This is a genomic window from Rhodococcus sp. D-46, from assembly GCF_011290655.1.
Classification (GTDB): domain Bacteria; phylum Actinomycetota; class Actinomycetes; order Mycobacteriales; family Mycobacteriaceae; genus Rhodococcus_F; species Rhodococcus_F qingshengii.
In genome coordinates this window covers 94,935-111,660 of the sequence record NZ_JAANTF010000001.1, presented here as the reverse complement: position 1 = coordinate 111,660, position 16,726 = coordinate 94,935, and the positions used below count along the sequence as shown (strand labels likewise).

At 62.3% G+C, this 16,726-nt stretch carries 17 protein-coding genes; 4 read left to right on the top strand and 13 right to left on the bottom strand.

Going from position 1 to position 16,726, the window contains the following annotated elements:
• Positions 1–62 precede the first annotated feature (62 nt).
• Entirely contained in the window at positions 63–857 is a 795-nt protein-coding gene (locus G9U53_RS00585) for a hypothetical protein (RefSeq protein WP_165638204.1), read from the top strand.
• Positions 858–911: 54 nt separating this feature from the next.
• Here G9U53_RS00585 and G9U53_RS00580 read toward each other — a convergent pair whose 3' ends face one another.
• Genes G9U53_RS00580 through G9U53_RS00570 form a run of 3 tightly spaced genes read right to left on the bottom strand, consistent with a single transcriptional unit; the run spans position 912 to position 2,946 of the window.
• A complete protein-coding gene (locus G9U53_RS00580) occupies positions 912–1,802 on the bottom strand; it encodes a sucrase ferredoxin (RefSeq protein ID WP_165638203.1) in 891 nt (296 codons plus the stop codon).
• Between the two features lie 58 nt (positions 1,803–1,860).
• Positions 1,861–2,433, bottom strand: coding sequence for a YdeI/OmpD-associated family protein (locus G9U53_RS00575; protein WP_064689601.1), 573 nt, complete (start codon positions 2,431–2,433; stop codon positions 1,861–1,863).
• 9 nt (positions 2,434–2,442) lie between these two features.
• Positions 2,443–2,946 (bottom strand): hypothetical protein, encoded by a 504-nt coding sequence (locus G9U53_RS00570; protein WP_064073918.1) that lies wholly within the window; start codon positions 2,944–2,946, stop codon positions 2,443–2,445.
• A gap of 128 nt (positions 2,947–3,074) precedes the next feature.
• On the opposite strand from G9U53_RS00570, the gene G9U53_RS00565 reads away from it, so the two are divergent.
• Positions 3,075–3,920: an alpha/beta fold hydrolase gene (locus tag G9U53_RS00565; RefSeq protein WP_064073919.1), complete on the top strand. Its 846-nt coding sequence runs from the start codon at positions 3,075–3,077 to the stop codon at positions 3,918–3,920.
• On the opposite strand, the gene G9U53_RS00560 is transcribed toward G9U53_RS00565, so the two are convergent.
• Positions 3,905–4,861 (bottom strand): GlxA family transcriptional regulator, encoded by a 957-nt coding sequence (locus tag G9U53_RS00560; RefSeq protein ID WP_007727480.1) that lies wholly within the window; start codon positions 4,859–4,861, stop codon positions 3,905–3,907. The two genes, G9U53_RS00565 and G9U53_RS00560, sit on opposite strands and share 16 nt — an antisense overlap.
• 125 nt (positions 4,862–4,986) lie before the next feature.
• On the opposite strand from G9U53_RS00560, the gene G9U53_RS00555 reads away from it, so the two are divergent.
• The gene (locus tag G9U53_RS00555) at positions 4,987–5,625 is read left to right on the top strand and encodes an HD domain-containing protein (protein ID WP_064073921.1); all 639 of its coding nucleotides are present in this window, start codon (positions 4,987–4,989) and stop codon (positions 5,623–5,625) included.
• Positions 5,626–5,634: 9 nt separating this feature from the next.
• On the opposite strand, the gene G9U53_RS00550 is transcribed toward G9U53_RS00555, so the two are convergent.
• The 7 genes from G9U53_RS00550 to G9U53_RS00520 all read right to left on the bottom strand — a co-directional run bounded on the left by G9U53_RS00550 (position 5,635) and on the right by G9U53_RS00520 (position 12,931).
• Entirely contained in the window at positions 5,635–6,591 is a 957-nt protein-coding gene (locus tag G9U53_RS00550) for a R2-like ligand-binding oxidase (protein ID WP_003940790.1), read from the bottom strand.
• 87 nt (positions 6,592–6,678) lie between these two features.
• The gene (locus G9U53_RS00545; RefSeq protein WP_165638202.1) at positions 6,679–8,316 is read right to left on the bottom strand and encodes a sulfatase-like hydrolase/transferase; all 1,638 of its coding nucleotides are present in this window, start codon (positions 8,314–8,316) and stop codon (positions 6,679–6,681) included.
• A 45-nt stretch (positions 8,317–8,361) separates the two neighbouring features.
• Positions 8,362–8,700 carry a DUF6292 family protein gene (locus tag G9U53_RS00540; protein ID WP_064073923.1) on the bottom strand — a complete coding sequence of 113 codons (339 nt, stop codon included), beginning with the start codon at positions 8,698–8,700 and terminating at the stop codon, positions 8,362–8,364.
• Between the two features lie 67 nt (positions 8,701–8,767).
• Positions 8,768–9,523, bottom strand: a complete 756-nt coding sequence (locus G9U53_RS00535; protein WP_165638201.1) for an alpha/beta hydrolase — start codon at positions 9,521–9,523, stop codon at positions 8,768–8,770.
• The gene (locus G9U53_RS00530; RefSeq protein WP_064073942.1) at positions 9,510–10,355 is read right to left on the bottom strand and encodes an alpha/beta hydrolase; all 846 of its coding nucleotides are present in this window, start codon (positions 10,353–10,355) and stop codon (positions 9,510–9,512) included. The genes G9U53_RS00535 and G9U53_RS00530 overlap by 14 nt, the downstream gene beginning before the upstream one ends.
• Before the next feature lie 165 nt (positions 10,356–10,520).
• Positions 10,521–12,074, bottom strand: coding sequence for a DNA polymerase Y family protein (locus tag G9U53_RS00525; RefSeq protein ID WP_047270190.1), 1,554 nt, complete (start codon positions 12,072–12,074; stop codon positions 10,521–10,523).
• Positions 12,071–12,931 (bottom strand): hypothetical protein, encoded by an 861-nt coding sequence (locus G9U53_RS00520; protein ID WP_007727491.1) that lies wholly within the window; start codon positions 12,929–12,931, stop codon positions 12,071–12,073. The genes G9U53_RS00525 and G9U53_RS00520 overlap by 4 nt, the downstream gene beginning before the upstream one ends.
• Before the next feature lie 227 nt (positions 12,932–13,158).
• On the opposite strand from G9U53_RS00520, the gene G9U53_RS00515 reads away from it, so the two are divergent.
• Positions 13,159–14,358, top strand: coding sequence for a serine/threonine-protein kinase (locus tag G9U53_RS00515; RefSeq protein ID WP_003940952.1), 1,200 nt, complete (start codon positions 13,159–13,161; stop codon positions 14,356–14,358).
• A 9-nt stretch (positions 14,359–14,367) separates the two neighbouring features.
• Here G9U53_RS00515 and G9U53_RS00510 read toward each other — a convergent pair whose 3' ends face one another.
• Both G9U53_RS00510 and G9U53_RS00505 read right to left on the bottom strand, forming a co-directional pair.
• Complete coding sequence (locus tag G9U53_RS00510; RefSeq protein WP_162114149.1) at positions 14,368–15,759, bottom strand: FAD-binding oxidoreductase; 1,392 nt, start codon at positions 15,757–15,759, stop codon at positions 14,368–14,370.
• Positions 15,756–16,592, bottom strand: coding sequence for a class I SAM-dependent methyltransferase (locus G9U53_RS00505; RefSeq protein WP_058039029.1), 837 nt, complete (start codon positions 16,590–16,592; stop codon positions 15,756–15,758). The genes G9U53_RS00510 and G9U53_RS00505 overlap by 4 nt, the downstream gene beginning before the upstream one ends.
• Positions 16,593–16,726 lie beyond the last annotated feature (134 nt).

Genomic DNA, 16,726 nt, shown 5'->3' with positions numbered 1-16,726 from the left:
GTCGCACCCGCAATGGTCGAGACTTCGGCTCAATCCATCGCAAAAGCACATAGTGTCGATGTATGAGTGGACGATTCACAGCTGGGGTCTTTATCGTCGTCGTCAGTGTCGTCGCCGTTGCGTTGGTTTGGACCGGCGTTCGAGACTATGAATCTTTCACTCCACCGGTCGCGACGGCGGTCGATCGGGCAGACTGCCTCGCCCCTGATATCACCGCCGCGCTCGTAGCCCCCGAGGCACGCGACAGCAGCATCGCACTTCGCCCCGAGGGAAGTGGTTACCCGCCTCCTGATTTCAGCCCCGTTGCCGTTGTTCGATGCGAACGCGGAGAAACGTCCGACGGTGGGTTGACCATCGACTCCATACGCCTCGAGGGGGACATCCACGCGGTGGACGATGCATTCCGCGAACAGTCTCGTCGATTTCCTGCCAACGTCCGGGCCGACTGCGCGGAGTCGATCGGACAACCGTTCGCGACGACCACTGAAGCTGACATGAGTCGCATGGCAGAACACGAAGACACTCACGCGCGCCCACTGACGGAAACAGCTTTGGCTACACCGATTTCCGACGTCGGCAGACTACTGGTGTGCCGCTATTCCACCGAACCGCCGCTGCCCGAGTCCCGAATCCGCTTGTCACGCCAGCAGAGTACTGATCTGATGGAGGTTGCATCCACCGCGCCACCTGCAGGCCCATGCGATCTCGTCGCCCATTACATCGCTTCGATCGACGTGCTTCGTCCCGACGGATCGGGCGGCACGCGGATGGCAGTCGAACTCGACGGATGCCAACGCGTAAACCTCCTCGGACAACGTCAATTACCGCCCGCAGTCATTGCGCTCCTGTTGCAGTAGCGATGACCCACACCCGAGTTCATCGAGACTGATCGTAGAAAACCGACGATGAAATCACAGGTCTCGAATCGACGTGACCACAACTGGCCTGACCGGCTTGGGCGCCGCGCCGCAACTCGGTGGACGCGGCGCGAGTTCGGAGACTGCAGTCTCCACGGCCCATTGCCGGCCGTCCACATGTGCGACGACGCATGTCCCGTCACTCGCCTGCTCGATGACAGCCAAGTCGTCGATTCCGCAGGTTATTTGCTGTCGCACAGCAATTTCCGAAGCCTGCCCCGCAGGAGACCAACAACTCCGTCCACGCAGGCCTGGCAAATGGACCTGATCTCGGGAAGCCACCTCCACGGCCGTGACACTCTCACTTGCCGACAGACGGCCGTACGTATTGCCGCTCGGCAACAGGATCATCGACGGCGCAAATCGGTGCCCGCCGGTATGCGAACACTCCCACACCTGGGGTCCGAAGGACGACATCAGCGCTGCGGCGATCGGCCTGCCGAATACAGCGCAGCACTGGTCGCGCTTGCCGTGCGCGCAGACCAATACGACTGGCTCGGTCACTTGCTCGCCCAGTCCTGGTGGCGGCCCATCCAACAGGGAGAAATCGACGTCGAGTAAGTCCATCGGCGAATCGATGTGCAACCTTTCACACCATGAGTCGCTCGGATCGGAGCGCGCAAGCAGGACGGTGTGTCCATCAGTCATCGGATCGGTACGCCCGGGTCGCCGAACGAACATGATTCGTACGTTCGCTGCATCGGCTCGGCGGCTCAGCTCGGCGGCAAGCTCCTCCCCCAAGGCCGTACCGTCCAACACGTCACGACCCCACGCGGCATTGAATTCGAGGCATACCCAGCCCTGCACGACGGCAGCGCTGCCTGCCAGCGGCTCATCGACAGCAGACAGTGCGGAACAGGTTTCGGCTTCGATCACGAGGCCCATTGTGTCAGCCTCGCTGGGTGTCGATTCGCAAGTACCTGTGGCCCAGTGACGCGGCAGCTCAATAGAACTTCTTGCCCTCCGCAAGCTGGTTCACGAACTTCTCGATCCGCCTGGCTCGCGTCTCCGGACGCTTTGCCTCCTGCAGTCGGTACGCGATGGTGAATCGGTTGGTGGAATTGAGCGTCGCGTAGAACTCACGAGCCTTCGGGTTTTCCGCGAGCGCATCGAGAAAGTCTTTGGGGACCTCGGCCTTGGCTGATCCCTCGTACGCGCGATCCCATCGACCGTCGGCCTTGGCCTTCTCGATCTCGGCGATGCCGGAAGGCTCGAGAAGTCCCGCAGCGTCGAGGCGGGCGACTATCTCGACGTTGCGTTTGGACCACGGACTCCGCGCGGTGCGTCGCGAAAACTTCTGTACGAAGAAATCGTCGTCGATTCGCCGTGCGAGGCTGTCGATCCAGCCGAAGCACAGGGCAACGTCCAACGCTTGGTCGTAGTCGATCGAACTGTGCGACGAGGTCTTCTTGGCCATTTTCAGCCAAAGGCCGGGGACCAACTCGTGGTTCTCGGACAGCCATCGACGGAACTCTGCTCCGTCAGCGAAGTATTCGGTGCCGAGTTCGACTGCCATCAGTGCTCCTCATTTTCGCGATACCCATACTCTGACAAAACCCTGCGACAAATATCCGAGAGTTCCGAGTGCGAGCACCCATTTGGCAATACTGACGGTCGAAGCGGCGCGAACCCTCGAGTCGGTGATCCTGTCGCGATGATCGAGGAAATGGAGTCCGACCACGTTCTCGACGTAGTCGCCGGCCGCCGACAGTACGGGCACTACGGCAAGGGCGCGCCGAGTTGCCGGGGAAAGGGGAACCCACTCCCCGAGCCTCGTGCCCGCTGACCGCAAAGCCATCGCGTAGATCGCGGGATGTACGAAGTCGGGGTAGTAGTGACTACGAAATCGTGCCGTGGCCTCTGCGTCCATGGAGTCCAATATTTCGACGTACCGGCGAGCAGAGAAGGCCGTCTGCACTTCCAATACTTTGGGAGCCACCGGCCCGAGTAGGCGAGCAATATTCGCTTGTGAGACAACAAAAGCGGTAGTCCACAGTGCCATCGCCTTCGCAGATCCAGTTGGTGCCATGCCACGATCGTGCCATCTTCGCACAACAGAACGGAACGGCCCGACGGAAGAGCTCGCCGAAAATGTGAATGAGGTTGTGAAAAACGGGCATTCCGTATCGATCATCGGTCCGATAGCGGGGAGCGCGCATGTCGCCCAAGTCCAACCCGACTGTTCTGTTCATCCACGGACTTTGGATGCACCCGACCACGTGGGACCCCTGGGCGCAGGTTTTCAACGCGCAGGGATACCCCACGATGGCGCCGGGGTGGCCAGGGGACGCGTCGACCGTGGGTGAGACGCGTGAACACCCGGAAGACATCGCGGGACACGGCATCGAGGACGTGACGGATCACTACGCCAAGGTGATAGCCGATCTCGACGAACCACCGATCGTGGTGGGGCATTCGTTCGGAGGTTTGATCGCGCAGAAACTGCTGGGCCAGAAGTTGGCGACCGCGGCAATTGCCATCGACTCGGCTCAGCCCAAAGGGGTGTTGAAACTTCCCCTCGTTCAACTGGGCAGTGTTTTCCCGGTCCTGTCCAACCCCGGGAACTACCGGAAGGCGTACTCACACAACAGAGAGTCGTTCCACAAGTCCTTCGCCAGTGCCGTGTCCAAGGACGAGTCCGACGCATTGTTCGAGCAGTATGCGATTCCCGCCCCTGGTCGGCCGTTGTTCGAGGCAGCACTCGCCAACTTCGCGCCCCACAGCCCCGCTGCAGTAGATTTCAACGCTCGCCGCGGGCCACTCCTGATGATCGGCGGCGGCAAGGATCGCACAGTCCCGAAAGCCAGTTCGGACAGCTCGTTCAAGAAGTACGCCAAGGCCCCGACGATCAACGAATACAAGGTCTTCGGCGATCGAGGTCACTCGCTGACCATCGACCACGGCTGGCGTGAGATCGCGGACTACAGCCTTGCCTGGCTCGACAAGCAGGGCATGAGCCCGCCGCAAGGCAAGCACGAAAGTCAGTCTCAGCCGAAAGCTTGAAAACGACGGCGGTACACCTGCGGCGAGATTCCGAGATGCGTCGAAAATGCTCGTCGTAGGGATTCGGAACTGCCGAATCCCGCCAATTGCGCGGCTTCGGTCACCGAGTGGCCGGCATCGAGGAGCGCTTTCGCGGAGTCGAAACGGATCAACTCGACGTATTTGGCCGGCGTCGTACCGAGTTCTTCCCGAAAGAGCCTCGTCAGATGCCGTGGGCTCAGGTGCGCCAGGGCAGCCAGTTCGTCGACCGAGTACTCCCCCGCCGGATCGGCGGCCACCGCCTCGACCACTGCGCGAAGCGCGGGCACCCGGGGCCGCGGCCCGCTCAACGACGGCGAGAACTGTGACTGCCCACCTGGACGTTGGAGAAATACCACCAGAAGCTGTGCGACACGTCGGGCCATTTCTGCACCATGATCTCGCTCGAGCAATGCGAGCGCGAGGTCGATCCCGGCGGTCACACCCGCAGACGAGAACACCGTGCCGTCCTGGATGAAAATGGCGTCGGGAACTACCGTGATCTGCGGATAGGCGCGCGCCAGCGTTGCCGTGTGTTGCCAATGCGTCGTTGCGCGGCGTCCGTCGAGCAGTCCACTCGCCGCCAGGATGAATGTCCCGGTACAGATCGAGGCAACCCGACCCGAACGTCTCGCCAGATCGCTCGCTGCCTCACGCAGTTCCGGACTCACCGGCATCGACGGGAACACGTCGCCACCCATGACCAGCAACGTGTCGAAGGAACCGGAATCTGCGACGTCACAGTCGACCGGAATGCGCATGCCGGTCGACGAGTCGACATCGTGTCCACCCACCGAGCAGATCACCAACTCGTAGTTCGCTCCGCCGCGATTGGCCTCTGCGAACACCTCGCTCGGACCTGCGACGTCGAGCAGTTTGACGCCGTCGAATACCAGGACGGCAACTCGATGCACTGCGGTCACGATCGCTCCCCTTCGTCCTGATCTGTGGACAGTATGGCCGAGATCAGGGTGCGCCCGCGTGCGTGTTCGACCGACACTGGGACAGACCGAGAAATTCGCAGCAGCGACGAGCAGAGCAGGTACCGATGAACACGATCATTGCCGGTGTGAAAATCCCCGATTCGAAGATGGCTGCCGACGCCACCGAACTCGTCCGAGATACGGCGTCCGAGTTACTGTTTCACCACTCGCGACGCGTCTTCCTCTTCGGATCGCTGCAAGGCGCGCGTTTGGGACTGCACGCCGACCCTGAATTGCTATACGTCGGCGCCATGTTTCACGACCTGGGGCTCACCGAGAAATTCCGGGACAGTACGGCGCGATTCGAATTGGACAGCGCGGACGAAGCGCGGCGATTCCTCACCGGCTACGAAGTCGACGAAACCGACATCCGCAAAGTGTGGGAAGGCATCGCTCTACATACGACGCCCGCGGTCCCCTCGCGGCTGGAGCCCGAAATCGCCTTGGTGACAGCGGGTGTGGAGACCGATGTACTGGGAATCGGATACAGCGAACTCGACCGGGCCGACATCGACGCCGTCACCGCGGCCCACCCCCGTCCGGATTTCAAGAATCAGATCTTGAAGGCCTTCACCGACGGCTTCAAGCACCGTCCCGAAAGTACGTTCGGGACGGTGAACGCTGACGTACTCGAACATTTTGTGCCGGGATTTCGGCACATCGATTTTGTCGAGGTCATCCAGAACTCGGCTTGGCCCCAATAGAATTCGCAGTCATTTGGCCGCCTCACTCATCGCAGCGGCATCTTCTGCCCCGAACTTTTCCTCGAGGGTCTCCGGCGAATAGTCGAGGTCGATCTCGGCGACGTCGCGCCCGCGTGCAGACTCGATCGCCGAAAGTCGGCGCTGTGCACGGTCTGCGGCATACTCGAGGAACTCCTGATTGTCCAAACCGAACGGCTGCACCTCGAATTGATCGTTGACCCAGTTGATCATTCCGAGGGCCATGGGCATGAGTTCACCCATCCGCTGCTGGACGACGTCCCAGTTGTGATCGTCGGCGGCGACGTGCCTTCGGCAGGTGAACGTCCCCCAAGCCATGTGCCGTCGTTCGTCGTCACCGATCTTTCGCACCAATTGCTGCATGCCAGGGAGGATTCCGCGCGTCGCACAAACTTTCTGCCAGGCGTAGTAACCCGTCAACGCCAGACTGCCCTCGATGACGTGGTTGTACGTGACGCTGGCACGCACCTGGTTGACCGGGCTGGGGTCTGTCTCGAGAATGCGTAGCGACGACGGCAGCTCCTCGTAGAACAGTTGCCGGTAGTACGGATTGTCAGCGACGTAGGAATGCAGGTCACTGGTCAATCCCACTTCGTCCATCCACAGCCGAAACACCTGGGTGTGCTTGGCTTCCTCGAAACAGAACTGCGTCAAGTACATCTCGTCGCCGAATCGTCCCTCGGTCGACATTGCTTTCATGAACGGTTGAATGTCTTCGGTGACGGCTTCTTCACCGGCGATGAACTGCGCACACAGGAAGGTGGCGCTGCGCTGTTGTTCGCTGGTCAGCTCCTGCCAGTCACGGGCATCCTGCGAAAAATCGAGGTCGGTTGGGTTCCAGAATTTGGCGTTTCCCTTGGTGAACAATCGGAGTGGGAACGAATCCCAGTTCAACCCTCCAGACCGAAGAGAACTGAAACCTTCTCGCCCCGGCGAGGTGACAGTCATGACATTCCTTCTTCCCGAACCGAAGACAGATGCCCCACCAGCATGCCCGCAGAACTGAAACGTGAATCAGTTTTGACGAAATTCGATCTATTCCTTCAGGGAAACACCCTTGGTCTCCATCACTGCGAAGAGCTTGGCGTTCATCTGGGCTGCCAGATCCGGCCGATACGAACCGATGTTGAGCGGATTGGCGAGATTGTTCAGTTCCAAGGGGTCGGCTTGTAAGTCGTACAGTTCGTATTGCGGCGCAGCAACTCCCGCAGGATCGAAGTACATCGTGTACTTCCAGCGGCTCTCGCGTATGCACCGAATGTGGTTGGGCTGCGTGACGATGTTCTGACCGTCGGGCGTCGCACAGTTCTGATCGTCGTAGGTGAACAGAATCGTGTCCTGAACCTGCGCGCTGGGACTTTTCGGATACGCCGCAGCGTCGACGATGACCGGTGTCAGATCGGTACCCAGGAAGTTCCACGATTGACGCGCAGGCGCTTGGGCGAGTGTGGCGAGAGTGGGCATCACGTCGATCAACGACGCCAGGGCGTCGGTGCGAACGGGTTCGGGAAACAGCAAGGGGTTGCTGATGACCAGTGGAACGCGCAGTGTTTCCTCGTAGGCGTTGAACACTTTCTGCCGCAAACCTCCGTGGCTCATCCCCATCTCCCCGTGATCGGACATCCGAACGATCACCGTCTCGTCGAGCATCTGTGGAGTGGCTTCGATCGCGTCGAGCACGCTGCCGATGTGTTCGTCGACCACCTTGTGCATATAGGCGTAGAAGTTGATGTAGTTACGCGCCTGATCGGGTCCGAGCAGCGGCCCGAGCCCGGCTGCCAACAGCAGTTCCGACTGAACCTGGGCTGTCGGTTTGTGATTGAGCGCCAAGATCTCGTCGAAGGTGGGCGGCAAGTCGATACCCTGCTCGAAGGCGCCTGGCGCGTCCGATCCGTAGTTGTCGCACGTGCCGTTCATCGCGTTCCACGTCTGGGGGTACGCGAGGACATCGTGCGGGTTCACGAACGAGACGATCAGCGCCCAAGGCTGTCCGGATTCGACTGCGGGTCCGGAGAGAAACTCGACAGCTTCCTCGGCGACACGGCGATCATGGTCTGCGCACCCGCCACCGAAATGATCCGGATTGGTGTCCTGGCCCGCGTCCGGCGGAATCCACCCCTCGAAGCCGAATCCTGCCACGTCCTCGCTTGTCGGATCACCACCCTCGACGCCTTTGCTCAGATGCCATTTCCCCCGGTACTGGACGTTGTAGCCGGCCGACGCCAGCAGCTTTGCCATGTTCTGTTCGGAGACCTGCAACTGTGGCTCGGTGGGTGAGACAGTGCCACCTTCGGTGAGCGTTCTGGTGACCCCGTGCTGCGCGGGGTAGAGGCCGGTGAAGAACGTACTGCGACTGGGCGAGCACATCGCGGTGTTGCACACTGCCTGGTCGAAACTCAGCCCGTGATCGGCAATCCTCTTGCGGTTGGGCAGATTCTGTTCAGCCCAGCCTTGGGGCCAGTACATCGGCCGGCGTTCCTGATCGGTGATGATGACAACGATGTTGGGTTTCTGTGGAAACCGATCGGCGGGCGCTGCTTGTACCGGCGCCGCGCTCACCGCGCCGGTTGCGACGTCTGCCACTCCGGCGAGGACAAGAGCACCGACGCCACCGAGGAACGTCCGGCGCGGCAATGAATGACAATGCGAGGCTGGAACGTTCTCTGGGTTCACGTGCGTCGTCCTCTCGGAGGCGTTGTCGCCCCAGAGTTGACCGAATCAGTGTTCGCTACACATGCTCGAGCAAACCGCCTGACTGATCAGCTCGATTACCCGATCCGCACAGCGCAGCGGATCCGGTGTCCGGCCGATGCCGAGAGTGTCGACTATCGAAATCGTCCTTCGCACATCAGCCTCCTCGACGCCCCACGACCAACCGAAGTCGTGATTCCAGAGCAGAACTGCGTTCTTCCCCGGATGGTTTCGGGCATGAACGGGGAGAACAATCACCGCATCCGTGCTCGGGCCCTGCGGCCATCGAACTGTCTCACCGTGAACGGATCGTGCTACCGCGTCGACGTATTCGTGTGCGGACCAGTCGTTGCCGTTGGTATGCATGGAAGTACATTCGGTGCCACACACGTTTCGGATGGGTTCGTGGCATCACCGATCGAGTATTGCCCTTTCAGGAAATGAACGGCAACACAACGGATTCGAATTGGCGATGACCGTCGCGGTGGACACTGTGGCCGGTACGGAAAGAGACCAATTCGCAGCGTGCGACGGTGGCTGCAACAGCGTCGAGGCGAACAGGATCCACCATCCCGCCCAGACCTCCACGCAGGAACAACATGTCAGCCTCGATGAGCGGCAACCGATCCCACCACTGCGGATCCGGTCGGCGGAACTGCTCGAGCGCGGACCGCGTCATCGAGCGATCGAACGTCAACGCGGCTCGCGGATGCCGCACCAAACTTGTTGTGGCGTACCACAGTTCTGGGACACTCGGCAATTTCCTCGCGAACACCTGTTCCGGGTCACCCGCACGTAGTGGTAACGGCGCTTCCTCGATGACCAACTTCCGCACCGCAGTGGGACGTTTCTGCGCGATCAACGACGCCGCGTGCCCGCCGAGCGAGTGGCCGACCAGATCCACCTGCTCGAGTTCGAGATGATCACACACGTCCATGACGTCGTCCGCGAACTCCTCGAACAGATACGACGACGCACGAGCGCTCCGGCCGTGGCCGCGAAGGTCGACCGAGACAACTCGCCGGTTGCGTGATCGCAAGGTCCGCGCGAACTTGTCCCAGGTACCGCTGTCGCCGCCCATCCCGTGCACGAGGACTACCGGAGGCAGATCGGCCACACTGGGATGCGAGCCGGAATCGCGGTAGCTGATCTGGACCCCGCCGGCACTTCGTACGTTAGCGACACTCACGAGTTCCCAGGATAGACCCGTCCTCACGGATTGCTGACGCGGTCAGCCGAGGCCGCAACTCCCCTGGTCGCGTGACCTCGTCGTAGCGACCGAGTCCGATCCTCGCGATGTTTCGCAGCGACTCGCTTGCATCGGCGAAGTAGCCGCAATGCCCTCGAACGGCACCGGTACCGAAAACAATGGCTCCGTGCTGCGCCCGAACTGGAGACGGGCCGTGCCCGATGTGGCCGATCTTCACGCGTGAGAAGTAGCGGATCCAGTCCGACGGACCAAGCGCAGCCCAGAGATTTCCGGCAAAGCACAGGTCTTCGCGCGAACTGGTCCCCATCCCCGGACTACCCAGCACCACGCAATCGTCCACTCGCGCCGACGGGAGAGCGAGTCCGCACACCACGGCCCCGTAGCTGTGCCCGACGAGCGTCACATGCGCCGATCGCGGCAGGATACGAGTCAACCGCGCCAGATCTATCGCACCAAGTTCTGCAAGTGTCCGGGAGAACGACTCGAGAAATCCCCACGGCGTCCGATAACCGACCCACACGATCACCGCGACGCGGTCGTTCGGCCCGAGCGTTCGGAGCATCCTTCCCAGTGTCCATCCGCTCGCCCGTGGTCCTGTCGGACGGTTCTCGTCGAAGTAGTTTCCCAGTCCGTTGTCGTTGCCCGGCACGAAGATCATGATGTGCTCGGCTGTGGCGACATCGCCGAACACCTCCACGATCCGGCCTTCGCCGGACTCGTCGTATGCCAGAAGTTGTGCGTCGCGTAGCTCCATCGGCTCGTAGTGAAGTCGATCGGTTCCGGAAACGTCAGCTCGACCCGCCGTTTTCATGACACTCCTCGCGAAGAGTTGCAACGACGAGAATCATTGCAACAGTGAGTTTTTGAATGTCATCAACGCTAGGCGCCCGATGGCGTCGGTGCGATGGCGCCAGCGCCCCTACTGTTCGTACAGTCGACTCGACCATGTCCGGTACAGCTGGCTGTACCTACGAGCTCATTCGTACACGCCCTCCACCGACCATCCACCGCCTTCACAGATCATCAGCAACGCCCGCGATTCCTCCAACAGCACCTGAGCCCGCGCGGCCGTGCGCGCCGAGGCTGCGTCCCACCATCGCTCGTCCACCGGCCAGGGCCCGGCCCATCCCTGCACTGCCCATTCCTTGCTCCCCCACTTCAGCCTTCCCGGCTGCGAGCTGAAGACACCGCGCTCAGTGACGTACACGGCGTTGCCGGCCACATCCTCCAGCCATACCTTGGGATTGTCGACGAAGATCGACCCCGGAGACGGCTGCGGCAGACGACCAGGCCACGGGGCTGTCGGATCATGAGCAGCTACCCGCTCGTCACCCAAGGGCAACAGGGTAATTCGCTCCGAGGGCCCTCGACCACCGCTCAGGACACCGACCTGAACCGATTCGCCGCCCAGAAGACCTTGCACGCGCACCAATGCTCGCCTGGCCCGCTCCTCCTCGTCGCCGACACCGCCCCACAGCCCCAACTGCAAAGCGCCGGCACTGACCACCTCCACCGGTTCCAGACGCAACACCGCTATGCCTGCGGTCGGCCGGGTCCCACTGCGCCCGGTGAGCCAGCCGTCCAGTTGCCATCGCACTCGATCGGCCGTTCCCTCCGGTGTCAGAGGTTCGGCGCAACGCCAAGTCCGAGAAAGATTTTCACCGTTGCCCGTGCTGGCCGAAATCGACAGGCGGGTACACGCCACTGCGGCAGCCGACAATTTGTCGTGCAGGAGACTCGCCAAGGCGCGCCCGGCAAACGCTGCGGCATCCACCCGCTCGATCGACGGATCGTAATGCTGCTCCACTTCCAGATCCGGCGGAAGCGTCCGCGCCGACGGTGGCCGCTCGGGTTCACCGCGCGCCGCACGATGCGCGAGCACCGCATCGGCCCCGAAACGCGAAGCGACGTCCACTGCCGGTAAATCCGCGAAAGCACCGATGGTTCTGATCCCGAGCCTGCGCAGCAGATCCACCAACTCCCCGCGATGCGGCGCAGACAGACTGGGCTCGGCCGCCAACTCCGGCATGGGTAGCGGCGCCAGAAACCGTGCCCCCTCCCCCGGCGGCACCAGCGCTGCCCGGCGCGCGGCAATGACCGCTGTGGACAGTTGATCCGCCACACCCACCTGACTCTCGACGCCCGCAGCAGATGCCTGATCCACCAATCGTTCCGCCGCGGCTTCCTCCGAACCGAAGTACCGACTGACACCTCGCGCACTGAGCACCAACAAACCAGGACGAAGTACCTCGACGCCCGGTGCCACCGCATCGATGGCCGCGGCGACCGGCTCGAACAATCTGGCGTCGCGTTCCGGATCTGCCATCGCCACATACAGTTCCGGGCAGCGGGCCTGCGACTCGCGTCGGCGCAGGCCTCGTCGCACTCCCTCCGCGCGGGCCGTCGCCGAACATGCGATCACCCGATTACCCGAGGTGACCGCGACAGGATGCGTGGCAGGAAGATCGGCAAGCGCTGCCGCTGCCACCGCCGGCCAGTCCGGGCACCACAACGCTAGAACTCTGCTCACAGTGACACCACCCGCGACGACACCACCTGCTCCGACACGGCCTCGACCGGCCGGGAAGGTACCCACTCGACCCGCCCGGCTGCACTGCAGATGTCCAGACGCGTGGTCCGGGGCTGGAACGAGCGCCCCCGAGCACGAACCGCGAGGCTCAGGGAACTGAGCCGACCACGCCCCAACTCACGGCCCTGACCGAACCCACCGTAACCATGAACCCGAGCGTCCAACCGAACTTCGGCCCCGTCCCAGTGACCTTCGGTGACAACAAGAGTCGAGCCCTTGCTCCGGGCGCGCGCCACCACCGCTCGCGCACGCGACGGGGATACCGACGCACCCGCCAATCCCAGAATCACCAGATCCATACCGTCGAGCAGCACAGCAGCGATCTCGACCGGATCCGGCCCAGGCGCCGGAATGAGCGCCAGACGTTCCAGTTGCGCACCCATCTCGTACGCCGCCAGCAATCCCAGTCGAGGTTGCCCGATGACTGCCACATGCCCCCCGGACGCCGTCACGGACGCGACCAATCCCAAGAGCAAGGAAGCAGCGCCCTCGACGGACACCACGGTTCCGCGCACCAAACCGCCCTGCGGTAGCAATGCCCCGATACCTTCCGGCACTGGGAGAACACCAGCCTTGTGCGCGCGGTCCACGACCGGCATTTCCCGGTCGGCAACACTCTCGAAGGCTGCTGCACTTGTCCCGGAAACACCAGCCACGGAAACACTCGGTCCCGAAAACGACGTATCGCCGCGAGAGGGAATGGACGCGATCTGTCGGCGGAGCTGTGCCAGCCGATCCTGACGGGACAACCCCGCCGCATCTGCCGACAGCTCCACCAACTCGGTCACCTCGGTCATCCCCATCCTCCGGAACACCGGAAAAACTCACTCGGCAGCAATCCATAACCAGCCGGCAAACCGCGGGGAAGTCGGGTCTGACATGCATCCAACGAACAGCAATTTCGAACATATTTTCGAACTGTTTTCAGTAAACCGTGTCACTCCCGACACGTCAAGCAGAGCAAAAAACCCAGTTCACAGGAGCCTCGAGCGTCACAGTGGCATCAATCCATTAACCTTGAGATGTGACAGCTCAGGAGCAGACCGGGAGGGGCATCGGGCCCGAATACCTGCTGGCGGGGCGGTACCGACTCCGCTCCAAGATCGGCGACGGAGGCATGGGCGCCGTCTGGCTGGCCCGCGACACCCTCCTCAGCCGTGACGTCGCGGTGAAACAGGTCACAAGCACGGAAGGCCTCGACACCGAAACGGCCGAAGAGGTCCGTGAACGTACATTGCGCGAAGGCAGGAACGCCGCAAAGCTCACCCACCCCCACTCCATCGCCATGTACGACGTCGCGATCGAGTCCGGTGAACCGTGGTTGGTCATGGAGTACTTCCCCGCCCGCAGCCTCGCCCAGGCGATGAACCTGGCCGACACGTTGCCACCGCTGGAGGTCGCGCAGATCGGCGCGCAGATCGCTGCGGCACTCACCGAGGCGCACGCCGCCGGCATCGTCCACCGCGACATCAAGCCCGGCAACATCCTGATCGCCGACCGAGGCAAGTCTCTCGGCACCGTCAAGATCAGTGACTTCGGCATCGCCCGCGCAAAGAGCGACGTATCCGACACCCAGGACGAGGTCATCACCGGCACTCCCGCGTACTTTGCACCCGAAGTTGCCCGCGGCGACGATCCCACCGAGGCCAGTGACGTCTTCTCACTCGGGTCGACGCTCTACACGGTGATCGAGGGTCAACCGCCCTTCGGCATCGACTCGGACGCCATCGCTCTACTGCATCGTGTCGCCAAGGCCGAGATCTACCGACCCACCAAGTCCGGACCGCTCACCGACGTTCTCCTTCAGCTCCTCGAGCCGGACCCCACCCGTCGGCCGACGATGGCTCAGGCACGCGACGCGCTCGCTGCAGCCGCGACGGGCGGTGGCACGATCGAGCAGTTGATCGACGCTCCCGTCTACTCGTCCGAAGGCGCCGTGCCGGCGTGGGCTCACCGCACCACACAACTCGCCGACCCACACCGCCGCAATCGCCTGACCGGCTCCACGATCACCGGACTGCCTGCAGTGCAACAGAACACGCCACTGCGGAACGTTCCCAGCCCCATGGACATGTTCTCCTGGCCGCCGCGGATACCGACCGGCCCCGCCGATGCCAGCACCCGCGACAAGGTAGTGGCTTGGGCTCCCCTCGCCATGACAGGCATGGTTGCCGTCATCATCTTGGCCGCACTGATCGTCGTCATCCTGGTGTTCACGGCCTGACCGGACGCTCTACGCGGGCAGAATGTTTGCGTTGAGGTGAAACACGTTGTCCGGGTCGTACTTCGCCTTGACGGCGGACAATCGCGCGTACTTCGCCGCACCGTAGGACGCTCGCACTCGGTCCTCGTCGACATCGGTCATGAAGTTGACGTACCCGCCTTGATTGGACGAGAACGGACGCAAGGCTTCCCAGGTCTCACGCACCCACGATCGATCCAATTCCAGTGTCCCGGCATCGGTGGCCGTAGCCGTCATGTTGCACACGTAATGTGGTGTGCGAGAACCACCGAACGCAGTGTCGTCCTCGCCGACGGAGGTGAAAGCTCCCTGCAGCGGAAAGATCGGCATGAAGGACATCGGCGACGATTTCTCGCCCGCTTGCTCGGTCAGAACATCGATCACGTCGTCGGAGAAATCCACCAGGTCCAAGGCCTTCTCATAGGCGTATGCACCCCATGGTTCCGATTCGTCGAGCATCGACTGTAAACCGATGTACGGGAGCGGGGTGACGAACTCGAACAGCGTCGGCACGCCCTCTCGAATCGGCGCAATCGCGTTCGAGTGTTCCTCTTCCGATCCGAAACCGGCTACCAGCAACGCGTATCCGGGTAGCAGGTGAAACTGATCCGGAACAAACGGTGCCGGAGGCGCGGACAAACCGACGGCAACCATCGCTCCGGCATTTCTCGGCAGGGCAGGCACCACTTCGCGACACAGACGAAGCGCTGCGGGTCCGTCCTCCATCCCCCAGAAGAACAGTCCCAGATGCACTTCCGGACCGATCTCACTCAGACGGTACTCGAACTCGGTGACCACTCCGAAGTTTCCGCCGCCGCCGCGCAGCGCCCAGAACAAGTCGCTGTGATCGTTCTCGGAGGCCCGCACGATCGAACCGTCGGCGAGCACCACCTCTGCCGACACCAGATTGTCGATCGCCAGGCCGAGCGTGCGCGTCAACCACCCCATGCCACCGCCGAGGGTCAGGCCACCGACGCCGGTATCACTGATCACTCCACCGGTCACTGCCAATCCGTGTTCCTGCGTCGCGGCGTCGAGGTCGGCAATCGTCGCACCACCACCGACCCTGGCTCGCTTCGCGGACGGGGCGACACTGACTACGTTGATCGCACTGAGATCGATCATCACACCGCCCTCACACACCGATGTACCTCGGTAGGAATGCCCACCGCCTCTGACCGAAACCTCCAACGAATGGGCTCTGGCAAATGCAAGTGCCACAGACACATCCGACGCCGACCGGCACCTGGCGATCACCGCCGGACGATGATCGATCTGCCCGTTCCAGATCGACCTGGCGTCGTCGTACTCCGGATCTCGGGGGCTGAACACAGAACCCGTGATCGCCGATTTCAGTGGCGCGAACTCGACCGTCGTCATCATGCACCGCCCTCGTCGGGTGTCGCGGTGAGAAGCAGGTACTCCCACTCCATCACGAACGGCTCGCTTCCTCTGCCGTACTTCTTTGCCAACTCGAGCAGATCGCGATCGAGCGCCTGCGTGCGGTCAGGATCGTCGGCGATGTTCCGGTACACCGCGATGGTCGGGCCGTAATTCTTCTTGAAGAAATCGCGGAAATCTTCCGGCCCGCTGAATGTGTCCACACGAAGTACGTCTTTCCTTGCGGCAACATCGCCGAGCAGATCACGAACATGGTTCTCGTCGCCCCACAAAGGCGCCGGCTGCGAACCAGGAGGCGGGGGCGGTGCATACGGCTTCATCGTTTTGAACATCTCGCCGATGAACCCCGTCGGAGTCCAACTCAGCACTCCGATCTTTCCGCCGGGTCGGCATACTCGCAAAAGTTCGTCCGCGGCGCGCTGATGATGCGGGGCAAACATCACACCGACGCAAGAGAGCACTACGTCGAACTCGTTGTCGCCGAACGGAAGAGCCTCGGCATCGGCCTCCTGCCAATCGAGTTCGACACCCGCGAGCGCCGCGGCCTCCCGTCCTGCCACGAACAGTTCGGGAGCCAGGTCGGTGGCGATCACCTGCGCACCCAGCGCAGCCGCCGGAATGGCGGCGTTGCCGGACCCCGCCGCGACGTCGAGCACCCGATCTCCTTTCTGCACGCCGCATTCACGCACCAATACAGGTCCGAGTTCCGCGATGACCTGCGTCGCCACCGCCGGATAGTTACCGAGCCCCCACATTGCCCGGTGCTTGGCCTTCAGCTCCCGGTCCAACCCGAGAGTCCCCGTTGATTCACTCATTACCGTTCTCCTTCAATAATTTTCGTACTCGGAGCCCGACAGCGTTCATGCCGTTACTCCGACGCTACGACGACGGTTCGCTCCTCTCCAGTACGAAATCTGTACCGGAGCACCCCGGAGGCCTACGATCGAGA